This is a genomic window from Streptomyces sp. NPDC059668 (genome assembly GCF_042734135.1).
GTDB lineage: Bacteria > Actinomycetota > Actinomycetes > Streptomycetales > Streptomycetaceae > Streptomyces.
Genome location: NZ_JBHWEL010000032.1, coordinates 1 through 14,751, shown reverse-complemented (window position 1 = coordinate 14,751; position 14,751 = coordinate 1). Strand labels below are relative to the sequence as shown.

Sequence of the window (14,751 nt, the reverse complement as noted above, 5' to 3'; positions counted from 1 at the left end):
CCTCGCCCCCGGCCGCGCACCCCCGCCCCGGCCGGGGGGGGGGGGCCCGGCCCTCCGGCGGGAGGGCCGGACCTCACGGTGTCCCGGGACCGGCGGCCCGGTCGCCGTGCGGGACCCGGACCGGGGTGGGCCGGGTGCACCACGCCGTGTCGTGCCGTCAGGCCCGCGCGCCGCATGCCACATCGGGCCGGCGACGCCGTCACACGTGCGCACGGGTCCGCAGCAGAAGGAGCGCCACGTCGTCGAGCCGCTCCTGGGTCAGCGCCCCGCTCTGCCGCACCAGGCTGTCGGCCAGGTCGTCGAGCGGCTGCTCGGGAGCCTCGCCGAGGCGCCGCCCGAGGCCGGCCAGGGCGTCCTCGATGTCCACACCGGGGGACTCGATCAGCCCGTCGGTGTAGAGGACGAGCAGCGAACCGGGCAGCAGCGGGACCTCGGTCGTCTGGTACGTGGCGTCCGCGTCGATCCCGAGCAGCGGGCCGCCGGCCAGGTCGAGCACCCGCACCCGTCCGTCCGGCCGCCGCAGCAGCGGGGGCGGATGACCCGCCCGCGCCATGACCGCGACCTCGCGCGCGGGGTCCATGCGCAGATAGAGACAGCTCGCGAACAGGTCGGCGCCCAGGTCGATCAGCAGCCGGTTGGTGCTGCGCATCACCTCCTCCGGCGGCTGGCCCACGGTCGTGTACGCGCGGACGGCGGTCCGCACCTGCCCCATCAGGGCCGCCGCGGTCACGTTGTGGCCCTGGACGTCACCGATGACCGCAGCGGCCAGACCGTGCGAGGGCACCAGGTCGTAGAAGTCACCGCCGATCTCCATGCCCTGGGTGGCCGGCAGATAACGTGCGGCCGCCTCGACGAAGGGCAGCGACGGCAGCGTGTGCGGCAGCAGCGCGGCCTGCAGACCGTGTGCCAGCTGGAGTTTGGTGTCGTAGAGCAGCGCCCGTTCCAGCGCCTGCGCGACGAGCCCGCCCAGACTCGTCAGCACGGCCCGCTCGTCGGTGGGGAAGGCGTGCGGTTCCGCGTAGGCGAGGACACAGGTGCCCACCGGACGTCCGGACGCGATCAGCGGCAGGTACGCCCATGCGGCCATGCCGTCGGATGTCGCGTTCCCGGACGGGTACAGGCGCTCCAGCTGCGCGCGTGAGTCGAAGAAGGCGGGCACCCCGCTGTTCAGGGCGTGGGTGCAGGGGGACCGCGCGCTCAGCGGCAGCCCGTCCAGGTGTTCCGCCGCGTGCGTGTCCGGGTACCCGCGGTGGCCGAGCAGGTGCAGCCGGCCCGCCCGCGAGCCGAGAAGGACCAGGGCCCTGCTGCCGACGGCGGGCGCGATCTCGTCCGCGACCAGCTGCACCACGTCCTGCACACCCGCCGCCTGGGTGAGCGCGCCGGCGAGGCTGAGCACATGGGAGATGGTCACCAGGCGCGGGGCGTCCTCGCGCTGCGGCCCGGAGCGGTTCATCCGCGCGACGGCCCTGGCCCGGGAGATGCGCACGCTCAGCCCGGTCGTACTGGGATAGAACCGGAACGACAGCCATTCACCGGGCGGCCGCAGCGCGACGAACGACGTCACGTGCTGGCTGATCAGCGCGGCGCGGTAACGGTCCTCGTACACCGGATCGTTGAGCCAGGGCACCGACGCCCACAGCTGGGTGCCCAGCAGCGCGCTGACCGGCATGCCGAGCATCTCGGCCGTCGCCGGGTTGGCATAGCTGACGCGCCCGTACAGATCCAGCGCGCACAGCCCGTACGGCAACCGCGCCACCATCCGCGCCGCCTCGACGGTGCCGAGTGTGCCGGGGACAGCGGTGGCGGGCGGCGCGAGCAGATCGGGTTCCGGGCGGACCGTACGGTGCTCCGCCGCCGCCCGCTCCAGGCGCAGCGCGAGCCGGTCGCAGGCCGCGACGAGATGGTCGCGCTCCCGGTCGGCGAGCCGCAGGGGGTGTGAGCCGGGCCACGTCACGAAGACGGCCCCGTACACGGTCCGCGAGGTCGCCACCGGCAGGGCGGCGAGCGCGAAGGGGTACGGCAGGACCATGGCGATCCGGGGAAAGCGGAGGGCCATCTCCTCCCCGCCGCTGACCCAGACCAGCCGCCGCTCGCGCGCCGCGACGGCCACCGGGATCGGAGCGTTCAGCCCCACCCGCTCCCACGGCGCCGCGAACGCCCGGGGCATACCGGCCATCACCGCCATCTCCAGCACGGGTTCGCCGCTCGCCAGCAGGTACACCGCGCCGGAGTGGGCATGCACCTCCTGCACCAACGAGGCCAGCGTCAGCGAGAGCAGAGGCCGCCCGACCTGGGTCGTACGGCCGGCCGGCGCCTGCACGGGCCCCCGCCAGTCGGACACGGCGACCACCTCCTCGCAGGGCCGCGCCATGGCTCCCAGGGCCAGGTCGTGCCCGACCCCTCCCGCCGGGCGGCCGGCATCCGGCACGGCACCTCGCCGCGTGGCCGGAACACCCGGGTGCACCCCGTACACGGGCGATCCACCGCGCTCGCGACGCACCGCACCGGACACCGCCCGCCGATCCGGCACGAAGGGTCGGACATGATCTAAGGCTCCCCCTTGGCGGCCCAGGCCGCACGGCGAGCGCCACGCGCGGCGCCCCGTACGGCTTCGGGGCTCCACCGCAGGCCCGCCGGTGCCGGAACGGTCACAGGGGCTGCGCGGGGGCTCCGGACGCGCTGTAATGACGGACGTGGTCAGTGAGCGCGCTGCGGAACGCGGAACGCGGACGTTGCGTGCCGAAATCTCCCTGAAGACCCCCACACCGGACCTCGATCCGCGTGAACGGCTGCGCCGTGTCCTGGAGCAGGCGCTCGTCTTCGCCGGAGCGACCGTCGTCGCGGTGTACTCGCCGACGAAGAAGGGCGGCGAACTGCACCTGGCCGAGTCGGCGGGCGTACCCAGGACGCTCTACGGGCTGCGCGACAGCTATCTCCTCACCGGCAGCTCCCCCACGGTGGACGCGCACCGCTCGGGCCGTCCGCTGTGGCTCGGCCCGGAGGAGATCGGCCGCTGTGCCGAGGCGCGCCGGCTGCCGACCCAGGACTTCTGGCTGGCCGTACTGCCGCTGGCGGGCGCCGGGTGCCTGGTCGCGGTCAGCGAACACCCCGGCGGCTTCGACACCGAGGACAGGGAGTGTCTCGCCCTGATCACCGAGGCCGTCGTCTGCCCGGCACCGGGCTCGGGCACCGCCCCCGGGACCCTGGCCGCCAGCGCCTTCGACCTCGCCATGGACACCGGGCACGTCGAGGTCGACGACGAGATGCTGGAGCTGTTCGGCCTGGATCCTGCCGAGTTCGACGGCAAGGTGGAGACCCTGCTGGCCCTCACCGTCCCCGAGGACCTGCCCACGCTGATGTCCGTGGTCGAGGCGGACCACATGTCCATCGGGGAACGCGAGCTGGAGTTCCGCATCACGCAGCCCTCCGGCAGACCGAAGTGGCTGCGGCTGCGCGGCCGCATGGTGCCGGGAGGAGACGGCCGCCCGGCACGCCTGGTCGGTACGGTCGCCGACGCCTCGAAACTCCGCTCCGGCGTCAGCGACGTGGCCCGCGTACAGCGGCTGGCCGCGGCCCTCGCCACCGCGGGCACCGTCCGGGACGTGGGCCGGGCCGTCGTCGCCGCGCTGCGGCGGCCCCTGCGGGCCGACCGGATCGCCCTCGCCGAGGTGGAGGGCGACCGCCTCGTCGTCACCGTCCTCGATCCGCCCGAACCGTCCGCCTGGCCGGAACTGTGGCGCTCCGAATGGCGCTCGGAGTGGCCCGACGCGCCCGTACGCGCCATGCCCACACTCGCGGCGGCCCTCAGCGAGGGACGCCCGGCCGTCTGGCCCGCCGGTTCCCCGCTGGAGCCGGCCCTCGCCGACGTCGGCCCCGGCGGCCTCGCCATCCTGCCGCTGCCCGCCGGCGGACACATGGCCGGCGCCTGCCTGATCGGCTGGGACGCCCCGCACGACTTCGGCGCCGACGAGCGCGCCCTGCTCACCGCGTCCGCGGGTCTCGCCGGCCAGGCGCTGACCCGCGCCCGCTCCTTCGACGCCGAACACGAGCTCGTCACCACGCTCCAGCGTTCCCTGCTCCCGCGCCGGCTGCCCAGGCTCCCCGGCGCGGTCGCCGTCGCCCGCTACCTGCCCACCACGGCGGGACTCGAGGTCGGCGGCGACTGGTACGACGTGATCCCGCTGCCCGACAACCACGTCGCCCTCGTCATCGGCGACGTCCAGGGCCACAACGCCCAGGCCGCCACCCTCATGGGCCAGATGCGCACGGCCCTGCGCGCCTACGCCGTCGAGGGCCACCCGCCCGACGTCGTCGTCTCGCGCGCCAACCGGCTCCTGATGGACCTGGAGACCGACCTCTTCGTCACCTGCTGCTACGTCGACCTGGACATGGAGGAGGGCTCCGCCTGGTGCGTACGCGCCGGGCACCACCCGCCGGTGCTGCGTCACCCGGACGGCAGTACGGAGGTCCCCGACTCCGACGGCGGACCCCCGCTCGGCGTCGTCACGCAGGCCGAGTTCCCCATGACCCCGCTCCGGCTGCGGCTCGGCACGATCGTCGCCCTGACCACGGACGGGCTCGTCGAGTCCGCCGAGGTCGACATCGAGGACGGCCTGAACCGGCTCGCCGGCGAACTCGCCGCGTGCGACCCCGCACACCTCGGGACGGTCGCCGACAGACTGCTCACGGGCGCCAACCGCAGCGACGACGTCGCTCTCCTCCTGATGCGCTACGACGGCATGTCGCTGCGCCCGCTCCGGGAGAGCTGGACGATCTGGCGCGTCCCCGAGGCGGTCCGGCACGCCCGCCGCTTCACCCGGCGCACGCTGCGCTCCTGGGGCATGACCGACGACAGCATGGACACCGCGCTCCTGGTCGTCTCCGAACTCGTCACCAACGCGCTCGTGCACACCGGCGGCCAGGTCAGACTCGACCTCACCCTCATCAACCGGCTGCTGCGCATCGCCGTCGCCGACGCCTCACCCCGTACGCCCATCAAGCCCACCAGCATCGGCTGGGAGGCCACCGGCGGCCGCGGCATCCTCCTCGTCGAGGCCATGTCGGCGGCCTGGGGGAGCCTGCCGGTCAGCGGCGGCAAGCAGGTGTGGAGCGAGGTCCTCCTGGACTGAGGCGGACCGGGCCGGCCCGCCGTCCCGGCACGGCCTCGTCGAGGGACCCGGACCGTAGGGTGGACGCCGTGCGTCTGCTCCTGATGTCCGACACCCATCTCCCCTCGCGGGCCAGGGAACTGCCCCCGCCGCTGATGGCCGAACTCCCGCTCGCCGACGTCGTCGTGCACGCGGGCGACTGGGTCGACACCGCCACCCTCGACCTGCTGGAGGCACGGGCGCGCAGGCTCGTCGCGGTCCACGGCAACAACGACGGCCCACAGCTGCGCGCCCGCCTCCCCGAGGTCGCCCGCGCGGAACTGGACGGTCTGCGACTCGGGGTCGTGCACGAGACCGGCTCCGCCAAGGGCCGCGAACGGCGCTGCGCCGAGCGCTACCCCGATCTCGACGTCCTGGTCTTCGGCCACAGCCACATCCCCTGGGACACCACCACCGGCACCGGTCTGCGCCTGCTGAACCCCGGCTCCCCGACGGACCGCCGCCGCCAGCCGTACTGCACCTACATGACCGCGACCGTGGCCGACGGCCGGCTCACCGACGTGACCCTGCGCCGACTGCCGCCCCGCACCGGGAACCGGGCGGACGGCAACGCCTGACGGGGCGGGACAGGACGGGCCGAGCGGGGGCGGACCGGGTCCGCGCCGGGGCAGTGCCGGCGCACTCAGGACGCGGCGGCCTCTGTCCCCGCCGGCGCTCCCCCTGGTGCTTCCGCAGGCGCTTCCGCCGGTGATCCCCCCGATATCGCTCCTGGCGTTGCCTCCTGCGTCGCTCCTGGCGTTGCTCCCGGCGGCCCCAGACGCCTCGGATGGATCGCCCCGCCCGTCGCCGTCAGGGGTGCCCCGCTGCCGCCCCAGCGCAGTGCGACGATCTCCGCGGCGACGGACACGGCCACCTCCTCGGGTGTCCGCGCCCCGAGATCGAGGCCGACCGGCGAGCGGAGCCGGGACAGCGCGTCGCGCGGCACACCGGCCTCGACGAGCCGCTTCGTCCGGTCGTCGTGGGTACGGCGGCTGCCCATCGCGCCGATGTACGCGGCCGGGCGGCGCAGCGCCTCCTCCAGCAGGGGCACGTCGAACTTCGGGTCGTGGGTGAGGACGCAGATCACCGTGCGCGCGTCGGTCGTCGTCCCGCGCAGATAGCGGTGCGGCCAGTCGACGACGACCTCCACGGCCGCCGGGAACCGCTTGGCCGTCGCGAAGACGGGCCGGGCGTCGCACACCGTGACGCGGTAGCCCAGGAAGTCCCCGACGCGGGCCACCGCCGCCGCGTAGTCGATCGCGCCGAAGACGAGCATGCGCGGCGGCGGGGCGAAGGACTGGAGGAAGACGGTCACGGCGTCCTCACGGCGCTCGCCGTGCGGTCCGTAGTGCCGCTGCACGGTGGCGCCCTGGGCCAGCTCGCCGCGGGCGTCGGCGGTGACGGCCGCGTCCAGGCCGGTCGAGCCCAGCGAACCGGCGACCTCGTCCGGCCACACCGCGAGGGTGGCACCGAGCGGCGCGGGGCCCGCCAGCACGGTCGCCACGGTCACCGCGCGCCCGGCGGCCACCGACTCGGCGACCGCGCCGAAGGAGGGGTCCTCGCCGGCCGTCACCCTGCGCAGTAGCAGGCTGATCTCGCCCCCGCAGGTGAGGCCGACGGCGAACGCGTCCGCGTCGCTGTACCCGAAGGTCTCCAGGCGTGCCTCGCCGGACGCCACCACCTCGCGGGCCAGCTCGAAGACGGCCCCCTCGACACAGCCCCCGGACACGCTGCCGACGACCTCGTCACCCGGCCCCACCGCCATCGCCGCGCCCGGGTCACGGGGCGCGCTCCGGCTGACCGCGACCACCGTGGCGAGCCCGAAGGGGGAGCCCGCCGCGTACCACCGGTTCAGCGCCGGGAGGATCTCACGCATCGCTCGCTCCGCTCACCGCTCACCCGTTCCTCGCGGACCGCGGCCCGATCGAGGGCCCGTTTCTCCTCAAGGGTCCACTCCTCCCACCGACGCCGCCAGCCGTTCCGGCGCGGCCGGGCCGCCGACGGGCCTCGGCCGAGCGTAAATCCGTTGCCGCCGGGGCCGGGCGGCTGCTGAACTGCACGGGACACATCCGTCGGGACCGAGGAGCAGCGATGCGCACACCGTTCATGTCCGCCCAGGAAGGAATCACTCCCACTTCGAAGGACATGACGCGCGGTGCACATGCTCAACCTCGGAATCCTGGCGCACGTAGACGCCGGTAAGACCAGCCTGACCGAGCGCCTGCTGCACTCGGTCGGGGTCATCGACGAGATCGGCAGCGTCGACGACGGAAGCACCCAGACCGATTCCCTCGCGCTCGAACGGCAGCGCGGTATCACCATCAAGTCCGCCGTCGTCTCCTTCACGATCGAGGACGACGTCACGGTCAACCTGATCGACACCCCCGGTCACCCCGACTTCATCGCCGAGGTGGAGCGGGTGCTGAGCGTGCTCGACGGCGCCGTGCTCGTGATCTCGGCCGTGGAGGGCGTCCAGGCCCAGACCCGGGTGCTGATGCGGACGTTGCGGCGGCTGCGGATTCCCACACTCGTCTTCGTGAACAAGATCGACCGTGCCGGCGCACGGTACGAGCGCGTTCTGGAGAACATCGCCGCACGCCTCACCCCGGCGATCGTCCCGATGGGCGAGGTGCACGGAGCGGGCACCCGGGACGCCCGCTTCGCGCGGTTCACCGCGGACCGGCTCCGCGGGTCGCGGCCCGACCTGCTCGCCGAGCACGACGACGCGATGCTGGCCGCGTATGTCGAGGGCCGGGTGTCCCCCGACCGGTTCCACGACGCCCTGGTACGGCAGACCGGGCAGAGCCTTGTGCACCCGGTGTTCTTCGGTTCGGCCATGACGGGCGCGGGTGTCGAGGAGCTGATCGCCGGGATCAGGGAGCTGCTGCCGCCGGCCGGGGGCGCGGCCGACGACCCGGTCTCCGGCACCGTCTTCAAGGTGGAGCGGGGACCGGCCGGGGAGAAGATCGCCTACGTCCGGCTGTTCTCCGGGACGCTGCGGACCCGCGACCGGGTGCGTCTGCCCGGCGGCGAGGAGGCGAAGGTCACCGCGATCAGCGTGTTCGACCGCGGCGGGGCGGTGCCGGAACCGGCCGTGACCGCGGGGCGGATCGGCAAGCTGGGGGGCCTCGGGGACATCCGTGTCGGCGACACCGTCGGCGTACCGCGGAAGTCCTCGCACGACGAGCTCCACTTCTCACCCCCGACCCTCGAAACCGTCGTCGTCCCCCGCCGTCCGGCCGACAGGGGCGCGCTCCACCTCGCGCTCACCCGACTGGCCGAACAGGACCCCCTGATCAACCTGCGCCAGGACGAACTGCGCCGGCAGGTCTCCGTGTCGCTCTACGGCGAGGTGCAGAAGGAGGTCGTGCAGGCCACCCTGGCCGACGAGTTCGGCATCGAGGTCCTGTTCCGGGAGACGACACCGCTCTGCGTCGAACGGCCGGTCGGCAGCGGCGCGGCGGTCGAGTTCAACGGAGCGGAACCCAACCCCTTCCTGGCGACCGTCGGGTTGCGCATCGATCCGGCCCCGGCCGGCTCCGGCGTGGAGTTCCGGCTGGAGGTCGAACTCGGAGCGATGCCGTACGCGTTCTTCAAGGCGGTCGAGGACACCGTGCGGGAGACCCTGACCCAGGGGATCCACGGCTGGGAGGTCACCGACTGCGCGGTCACGATGACCCACTCCGGTTACTCGCCCCGGCAGAGCCACGCCCATCAGGGCTTCGACAAGAGCATGTCCAGCACGGGGGCCGACTTCCGGGGCCTGACCCCGCTGGTGGTCATGGACGCGCTGCGCGCGGCCGGCACCCTGGTGTTCGAGCCGATGCACCGGTTCCGGCTGGAGGCTCCGACCGACACGCTGGGGGCCCTGCTCCCGCTGCTGGTGAGGCAGCAGGCCGTGCCGGCGACCACCGAGACGCACGGAACCGTGTGCGTGCTGGAGGGTCTGGTCCCGGTCGCCCGGGTGCACGAGCTTCAGCAGGGGCTGCCGGGCCTGACCCGCGGCGAGGGCGAGCTGGAGTGCGCCTTCGACCACTACGCGCCCGTCGTCAGGGGCACGGTCCCGGACCGGCCGCGGACCGATCTCAACCCGCTCGACCGGAAGGAGTACCTGCTGAACGTGACGCGAAGGGTCGGCGCGTGACGCGAGGGCGTGCGACGAGAGCGCTCAGCACACGGCGCCCCGTGACAGGGCGCCCCGTGAACGGACGGCGTCCGACGTGGGGGAGGGGCGCCGGGAGTTGAGACTTACTCACGAGTCAGATGTATTGACCCCTTGAGGCATGGCGTCGATTGTTGTGGACATGGCGAAGTTCCGTGCGCGGCTGCTCGGCGTCCTCGTACTCCTCACCGGCTTCCTCTCGGCGGCGGGCACGCGGCCCGCCGCCGCGGACGGACTTCCCGACTCCCTGTGGTTCGACGCGCCGGCCGCGGCCGGTCTCACGGTCGACGGCGGACGCTTCACCGACGGCCTCGGCCGTGAGGTCGTCCTGCGCGGCTACAACGTCTCCGGCGAGTCGAAGCTGGAGGAGAACGGCGGACTCCCCTTCGCCTCGGTCGCCGACGCCAGGAAGTCGGCGACGGCCCTGCGCGCCCTCGGCGGCGGCAACTCGGTACGTTTCCTGTTCTCCTGGGCCCACGCCGAACCCGTACGCGGTCAGGTCGACACCGCCTACCTCGCCGCGGCCACCGCCCAGATGCGCGCCTTCCTGGACGCCGGAATCCGCGTGTACCCCGATTTCCACCAGGACCTCTACTCCCGCCACCTCTTCGACGCGGGCAGCTGGTACACCGGCGACGGCGCTCCCCGGTGGGCCGTGGACGCCGGGAACTACCCGGGCGAGTCGTGCGGGATCTGTCTCTTCTGGGGCCAGAACATCACCCAGAACGGAGCGGTGAAACAGGCGCAGTACGACTTCTGGCACAACGCCCACGGTCTCCAGGACGCCTTCCTGACCACGGCCCAGGCCACCCTGGCGTATGTGGAACAGCACCTCACCACCGCCGAGTTCGCGGGCGTCGTCGGTTTCGACCCGTTCAACGAGCCGTACGCGGGCAGCTACGACTCGGGCCAGACCAGTCGTGCCTGGGAACGCGACCTGCTCTGGCCGTTCTACGTGCGGTTCCGGGCCCGGATGGACGCGGCCGGCTGGCAGGACAAGCCCGCCTTCGTCGAACCGAACCTCTTCTGGAACGCGAACATCGACTCGCAGCGGCAGGAGGGCGGCCTGCTGGACGCGGACACCCTGGGCCCCCGGTACGTGTTCGACACCCACTTCTACGACCAGAAGGCGATCTCCGGCGTCCTGATGTGGGGCAAGGCGGAGGACGGCCAGTACACCACCGACTTCTCCACGGTGCGCGACCGTGCCACGGCCTCGGGCACGGCGGCGGTCGTCAGCGAGTTCGGCCACCCGCTGTCGGGATGGGTGGCGGACAAGGCCCCGGCGGTCCTCAAGGCGATGTACCAGGCTCTGGACTCCCGACTGCCAGGAGCCGGTTGGTGGTCCCGGCCGGCGTCCTCCGGGCCCGTCCTCTCCGGCACCCAGTGGCAGTGGGACCTCTACAGCGGCCGCCATCACGAGCTGATGAACGGCAACGCGGCCAAGGTCCGCACCTCCGGTGACGCGTGGAACGACGAGGACCTGTCCGCCGTACGCCTCGACGACTCCGGCGCGGCCGTCCTGCGCCAGGACGCCCGCCTCCTGGACCGGCTCTACCCGAGCGCGACCGCGGGCAGCACGCTCGCCTTCGCCTACGAGGACCGCTCCCGGGACGGCTCCACCACCCTGACCTGGAACCCGGTCCCGTCCACCCTGCCCCATGTCTCCCAGCTCGTGGGAGCGGGCCAGTACGGCCTGCTGGTCTGGCGCTCGGACGGCGGCGACGCGCCCACGGAACTCCATCTCCCGGCATCCTTCGCCACCTCGGCCACGACGGTGGTGTCCGACCTCGGTACGGCGTACTCCCCGCCCGCCTACACCACGAGCACGCCGATCGCCGTGGCCCCCGAGCCGGGCGGCACCGGCGCCCGCCGCCTGCTGCTCACCGCGCCGGGCGCGGGGGCCCCGCACTACGCGCTGGTCACGAACGGGGCGACGGCACCCTCCGCCGACCTGCTGAGCGCGGCCCGCGCCGAACTGAGCTCATGGGCCGCGACGGCGGCCGTCCGACCGGTGCCCTGACGACATCCGTGGGACCCCTGTGTCCCGCCTTCCGGGCACCGTGACCATCCGTGACGCCCTATATCTGCGCGTAAATGCGGTTATCTCATGATCGTCCTATGCTGATGTCGGCAAAGCTCGGGCAGTCGACGGCCGGTCGTGAGCCGGCGGGAAGCGGGCTTCCATGAGGGAGCGGTTCAACAGGCTGGGCCTGGTCGGTGAAATGGCGGCCGAATTCGTCGGCACCATGGTGCTGATCCTGTTCGGATGCGCCGTGGTGGCCCAGGTGGTGGCCGGCGGCGCGCTCACGAGCCCACCGGGCGGACTCGGCGACCACGACAGCATCTCCTGGGCGTGGGGCATCGGCGTCACCATGGGTGTCTACGTCGCGGCACGCCTCAGCGGCGCCCACCTCAATCCCGCGGTGACGGTCACGCTGGCCACGTTCAAGGGTTTCCCCTGGCGCAAGGTGGCGCCGTACGCGCTCGCCCAGACGGCCGGCGCCTTCGTGGCGGCGCTTCTCGTGCGCTGGAACTACACCGAGGCACTGGCGAAGGCCGACCCCGGCCACACCTTCAAGACGCAGACGGTGTTCTCCACGCTGCCCGCCAACGGCAACCCGAACCTGCCGGTCCACGAATGGGGCGCGTTCCGCGACCAGGTCATCGGCACCGCTCTGCTGCTGCTCATGATCCTGGCCATCACGGACCTGCTCAACACACCACCCGGCGCCAACCTGGGCGCGTTCATCACCGGTCTGGTCGTCGTGGGCATCGGCATGGCCTGGGGCACCAACGCGGGGTACGCCATCAACCCCGCGCGCGACTTCGGCCCCCGGCTGGCCAGTTTCCTCACCGGGTACCGCAGTGCGTGGCGGGACCAGTACGGAAACTTCTATTTCTGGGTGCCGATCGTCGGCCCGCTGGTCGGCGGCCTGATCGGCGGGGCACTGTACAAGGGCGTCGTCGGCCGGTTCCTGCCCTCGGCGGAGCCCGAGCCCCCCGGCCGTGTCCCGGCCTCCGAGGGCTGACACCTCCGCGGAAGGCGGCACGTCATGGCTGACTTCGTCGGCGCCGTGGACCAGGGGACCACCAGTACCCGGTTCATGATCTTCGACCGCGCGGGCAACGAGGTGGCGAAGCACCAGCTGGAGCACACCCAGATCCTCCCGCGCTCCGGCTGGGTCGAGCACGACCCGGTGGAGATCCGGGAGCGCACCGACTCCGTGATCGAGAACGCGCTGCGCAGCGCGAACCTGTCCGCGGCCGACCTGGCGGCGATCGGCATCACCAACCAGCGCGAGACCACCGTCGTCTGGGACCCGCGCAACGGCCGTCCCTACTACAACGCGATCGTCTGGCAGGACACCCGCACCGACTCCATCGCCGCGGCCCTGGAACGTTCGGGCCGCGGCGATGTCATCCGCCGCAAGTCCGGGCTGCCGCCGGCGACCTACTTCTCCGGCGGCAAGATCCAGTGGATCCTGGAGAACGTGGACGGCGTCCGCGAGGCGGCGGAAGAGGGACACGCCGTCTTCGGGAACACGGACAGCTGGGTCCTGTGGAACCTCACGGGTGGCCCGCACGGAGGCGTCCACGCCACCGACGTGACCAACGCCGGCCGCACCATGCTGATGGACCTGGAGACCCTCGACTGGGACGACGAGCTGCTGGGGTTCTTCGGCATCCCGCGGGCGATGCTGCCCACCATCAACCCTTCGTCCCATCCGGAGGCGTACGGGGTGACACGCACCGACCGGCCCCTGCAAGCCGCCGTTCCGATCACCGGGGTGCTCGGCGACCAGCAGGCGGCCACCGTCGGACAGGTCTGCTACGCGCCGGGCGAGGCCAAGAACACCTACGGCATCGGAAACTTCCTGGTCCTCAACACCGGTACGGAACCGGTCCGTTCGCAGCACGGCCTCCTCACCACCGTGGCCTACCGGTTCGGCGACAGCCCGGCGGTCTACGCCCTGGAGGGCTCCATCGCGGTCACCGGGTCCGCGGTGCAGTGGCTGCGCGACCAGATGAAGATCATCAAGAACGCGGCGGAGAGCGAGACGCTGGCGCGCACGGTCGAGGACAGCGGAGGCGTGTACTTCGTCCCCGCGTTCTCGGGGCTGTTCGCCCCGTACTGGCGTTCCGACGCCCGCGGCGCGATCGTCGGCCTCGCCCGGTACAACGACAACGGGCATCTGGCCCGGGCCACCCTGGAAGCCATCTGCTACCAGAGCCGCGACGTCGTCGAGGCCATGGAGCAGGACTCGGGAGTCCACCTCGACGTGCTCAAGGTGGACGGCGGCGTGACCGCCAACGACCTGTGCATGCAGATCCAGGCCGACGTCCTCGGCGTACCGGTCAGCCGTCCGGTGGTCGCCGAGACCACCGCGCTCGGCGCGGCCTACGCGGCGGGTCTGGCCACCGGCTTCTGGCGGAACACCGACGAACTGCGCACCCACTGGCAGGAGTCCAGGCGCTGGGAACCGCAGTGGTCCGAGGACCGGCGCGAGGAGGGCTACGCGGGATGGAAGAAGGCGGTGCAGCGGACGCTCGACTGGGCCGCGGTGGAATAGACCGCGCCCCAGCCGCCCGCCTCGTACGCCACTCTCGTGTCCACCGGTCAGCGTGCGCCCACCGGGCCGAGGGTCACCACGGCCAGGACGACGGCGCCGAGCAGGAACGCGGTGCACAGCCGGCGCCGCAGCGCGCGGTACGCCGCCTCGTACTCGGCCCGCAGTTCCCGGCCGCGCAGTGCCGTCCGTTCCCAGGAACGGCGCGTGAGCCCCAGGTAGTCGTCCACGTAGGACCGCTCCACCTCCTCCCGCTGGGTGTCCGTCAGCCAGGCCAGGGACCGGGCGAAGCGAGCCGCCTCCGCCCGCCCCTCGGCACGCGCGGCCTCGATGAGCAGATGGCCTTCCAGCTCGCTGATGAGGGCCCGCGGATCGACCGGGCGGTCGTCCATGGCCGTCATCGCAGCTCCCCGCGCGCCGACTCCAGTTGCGGGCGCGCGGCGTCGATCTCCGGGTGGTGGAGATCGAAGGCGGGGGATTCGCTGCGGATCCGCGGCAGGGTGAGGAAGTTGTGGCGCGGCGGCGGGCAGGAGGTGGCCCACTCCAGCGAACGGCCGTACCCCCACGGGTCGTCGACCTCGACCTTCTCGCCGTACTTGGCGGTCTTCCACACGTTGTAGAAGAACGGCAGGAGGGAACCGCCAAGCAGGAAGGAGAAGATGGTCGAGACCGTGTTGAGGGTGGTCAGGCCCTCCACCGCCAGGTAGTCGGGGATACGGCGCTGCATGCCGTTCGCGCCCAGCCAGTGCTGGACCAGGAACGTGCCGTGGAAGCCGACGAACAGCGTCCAGAAGGTGATCTTGCCGAGCCGCTCGTCGAGCATCTTGCCCGTCATCTTCGGCCACCAGAAGTGGAAGCCGGAGAACATCGC

10 protein-coding genes are annotated in these 14,751 nt (G+C 72.6%); 6 read left to right on the top strand and 4 right to left on the bottom strand.

The window, feature by feature from the left end; translation table 11 throughout:
• Nucleotides 1-199: 199 nt before the first annotated feature.
• Nucleotides 200-2,371 carry a SpoIIE family protein phosphatase gene (locus ACFV2J_RS22885; RefSeq protein ID WP_385096959.1) on the bottom strand — a complete coding sequence of 724 codons (2,172 nt, stop codon included), beginning with the start codon at nt 2,369-2,371 and terminating at the stop codon, nt 200-202.
• Nucleotides 2,372-2,684: 313 nt separating this feature from the next.
• On the opposite strand from ACFV2J_RS22885, the gene ACFV2J_RS22880 reads away from it, so the two are divergent.
• Nucleotides 2,685-5,129, top strand: a complete 2,445-nt coding sequence (locus ACFV2J_RS22880) for a SpoIIE family protein phosphatase (RefSeq protein ID WP_385440270.1) — start codon at nt 2,685-2,687, stop codon at nt 5,127-5,129.
• Nucleotides 5,130-5,197: 68 nt separating this feature from the next.
• Nucleotides 5,198-5,725, top strand: a complete 528-nt coding sequence (locus ACFV2J_RS22875) for a metallophosphoesterase family protein (protein ID WP_385096141.1) — start codon at nt 5,198-5,200, stop codon at nt 5,723-5,725.
• A gap of 65 nt (nt 5,726-5,790) precedes the next feature.
• Here the strand turns inward: ACFV2J_RS22875 and ACFV2J_RS22870 are convergent, their stop codons facing one another.
• Nucleotides 5,791-7,023, bottom strand: coding sequence for an XdhC family protein (locus ACFV2J_RS22870; protein WP_385096144.1), 1,233 nt, complete (start codon nt 7,021-7,023; stop codon nt 5,791-5,793).
• A 279-nt stretch (nt 7,024-7,302) separates the two neighbouring features.
• Here ACFV2J_RS22870 and ACFV2J_RS22865 point away from each other — a divergent pair, with 279 nt between their 5' ends.
• The 4 genes from ACFV2J_RS22865 (at nt 7,303) to glpK (ending at nt 13,883) form a co-directional block, all read left to right on the top strand.
• Nucleotides 7,303-9,291 carry a GTP-binding protein gene (locus ACFV2J_RS22865; protein WP_385440266.1) on the top strand — a complete coding sequence of 663 codons (1,989 nt, stop codon included), beginning with the start codon at nt 7,303-7,305 and terminating at the stop codon, nt 9,289-9,291.
• 160 nt (nt 9,292-9,451) lie between these two features.
• On the top strand, nt 9,452-11,332 hold the full coding sequence (locus ACFV2J_RS22860) for a cellulase family glycosylhydrolase (protein WP_385095912.1): 1,881 nt from the start codon (nt 9,452-9,454) through the stop codon (nt 11,330-11,332).
• A gap of 163 nt (nt 11,333-11,495) precedes the next feature.
• Entirely contained in the window at nt 11,496-12,341 is an 846-nt protein-coding gene (locus ACFV2J_RS22855) for an MIP/aquaporin family protein (RefSeq protein ID WP_385095915.1), read from the top strand.
• Between the two features lie 24 nt (nt 12,342-12,365).
• Nucleotides 12,366-13,883, top strand: coding sequence for a glycerol kinase GlpK (gene glpK, locus ACFV2J_RS22850; RefSeq protein WP_385095918.1), 1,518 nt, complete (start codon nt 12,366-12,368; stop codon nt 13,881-13,883).
• 47 nt (nt 13,884-13,930) lie between these two features.
• On the opposite strand, the gene ACFV2J_RS22845 is transcribed toward glpK, so the two are convergent.
• Nucleotides 13,931-14,281 carry a hypothetical protein gene (locus tag ACFV2J_RS22845; protein ID WP_385095921.1) on the bottom strand — a complete coding sequence of 117 codons (351 nt, stop codon included), beginning with the start codon at nt 14,279-14,281 and terminating at the stop codon, nt 13,931-13,933.
• Nucleotides 14,278-14,751: cbb3-type cytochrome c oxidase subunit I (locus ACFV2J_RS22840; protein ID WP_385440261.1), on the bottom strand; the 474-nt coding region annotated here is incomplete at its 5' end. The genes ACFV2J_RS22840 and ACFV2J_RS22845, both read right to left, overlap by 4 nt.

Excerpts from the sequence above, each read along its gene's own strand:
- ACFV2J_RS22885 (WP_385096959.1), bottom strand. The coding sequence starts at position 2,371 with ATGGCGCGGCCCTGCGAGGAGGTGGTCGCCGTGTCCGACTGGCGGGGG.
- glpK (WP_385095918.1), top strand. The coding sequence starts at position 12,366 with ATGGCTGACTTCGTCGGCGCCGTGGACCAGGGGACCACCAGTACCCGG.
- ACFV2J_RS22860 (WP_385095912.1), top strand. The coding sequence starts at position 9,452 with ATGGCGAAGTTCCGTGCGCGGCTGCTCGGCGTCCTCGTACTCCTCACC.
- ACFV2J_RS22845 (WP_385095921.1), bottom strand. The coding sequence starts at position 14,281 with ATGACGGCCATGGACGACCGCCCGGTCGATCCGCGGGCCCTCATCAGC.
- ACFV2J_RS22855 (WP_385095915.1), top strand. The coding sequence starts at position 11,496 with ATGAGGGAGCGGTTCAACAGGCTGGGCCTGGTCGGTGAAATGGCGGCC.
- ACFV2J_RS22880 (WP_385440270.1), top strand. The coding sequence starts at position 2,685 with ATGACGGACGTGGTCAGTGAGCGCGCTGCGGAACGCGGAACGCGGACG.
- ACFV2J_RS22870 (WP_385096144.1), bottom strand. The coding sequence starts at position 7,023 with ATGCGTGAGATCCTCCCGGCGCTGAACCGGTGGTACGCGGCGGGCTCC.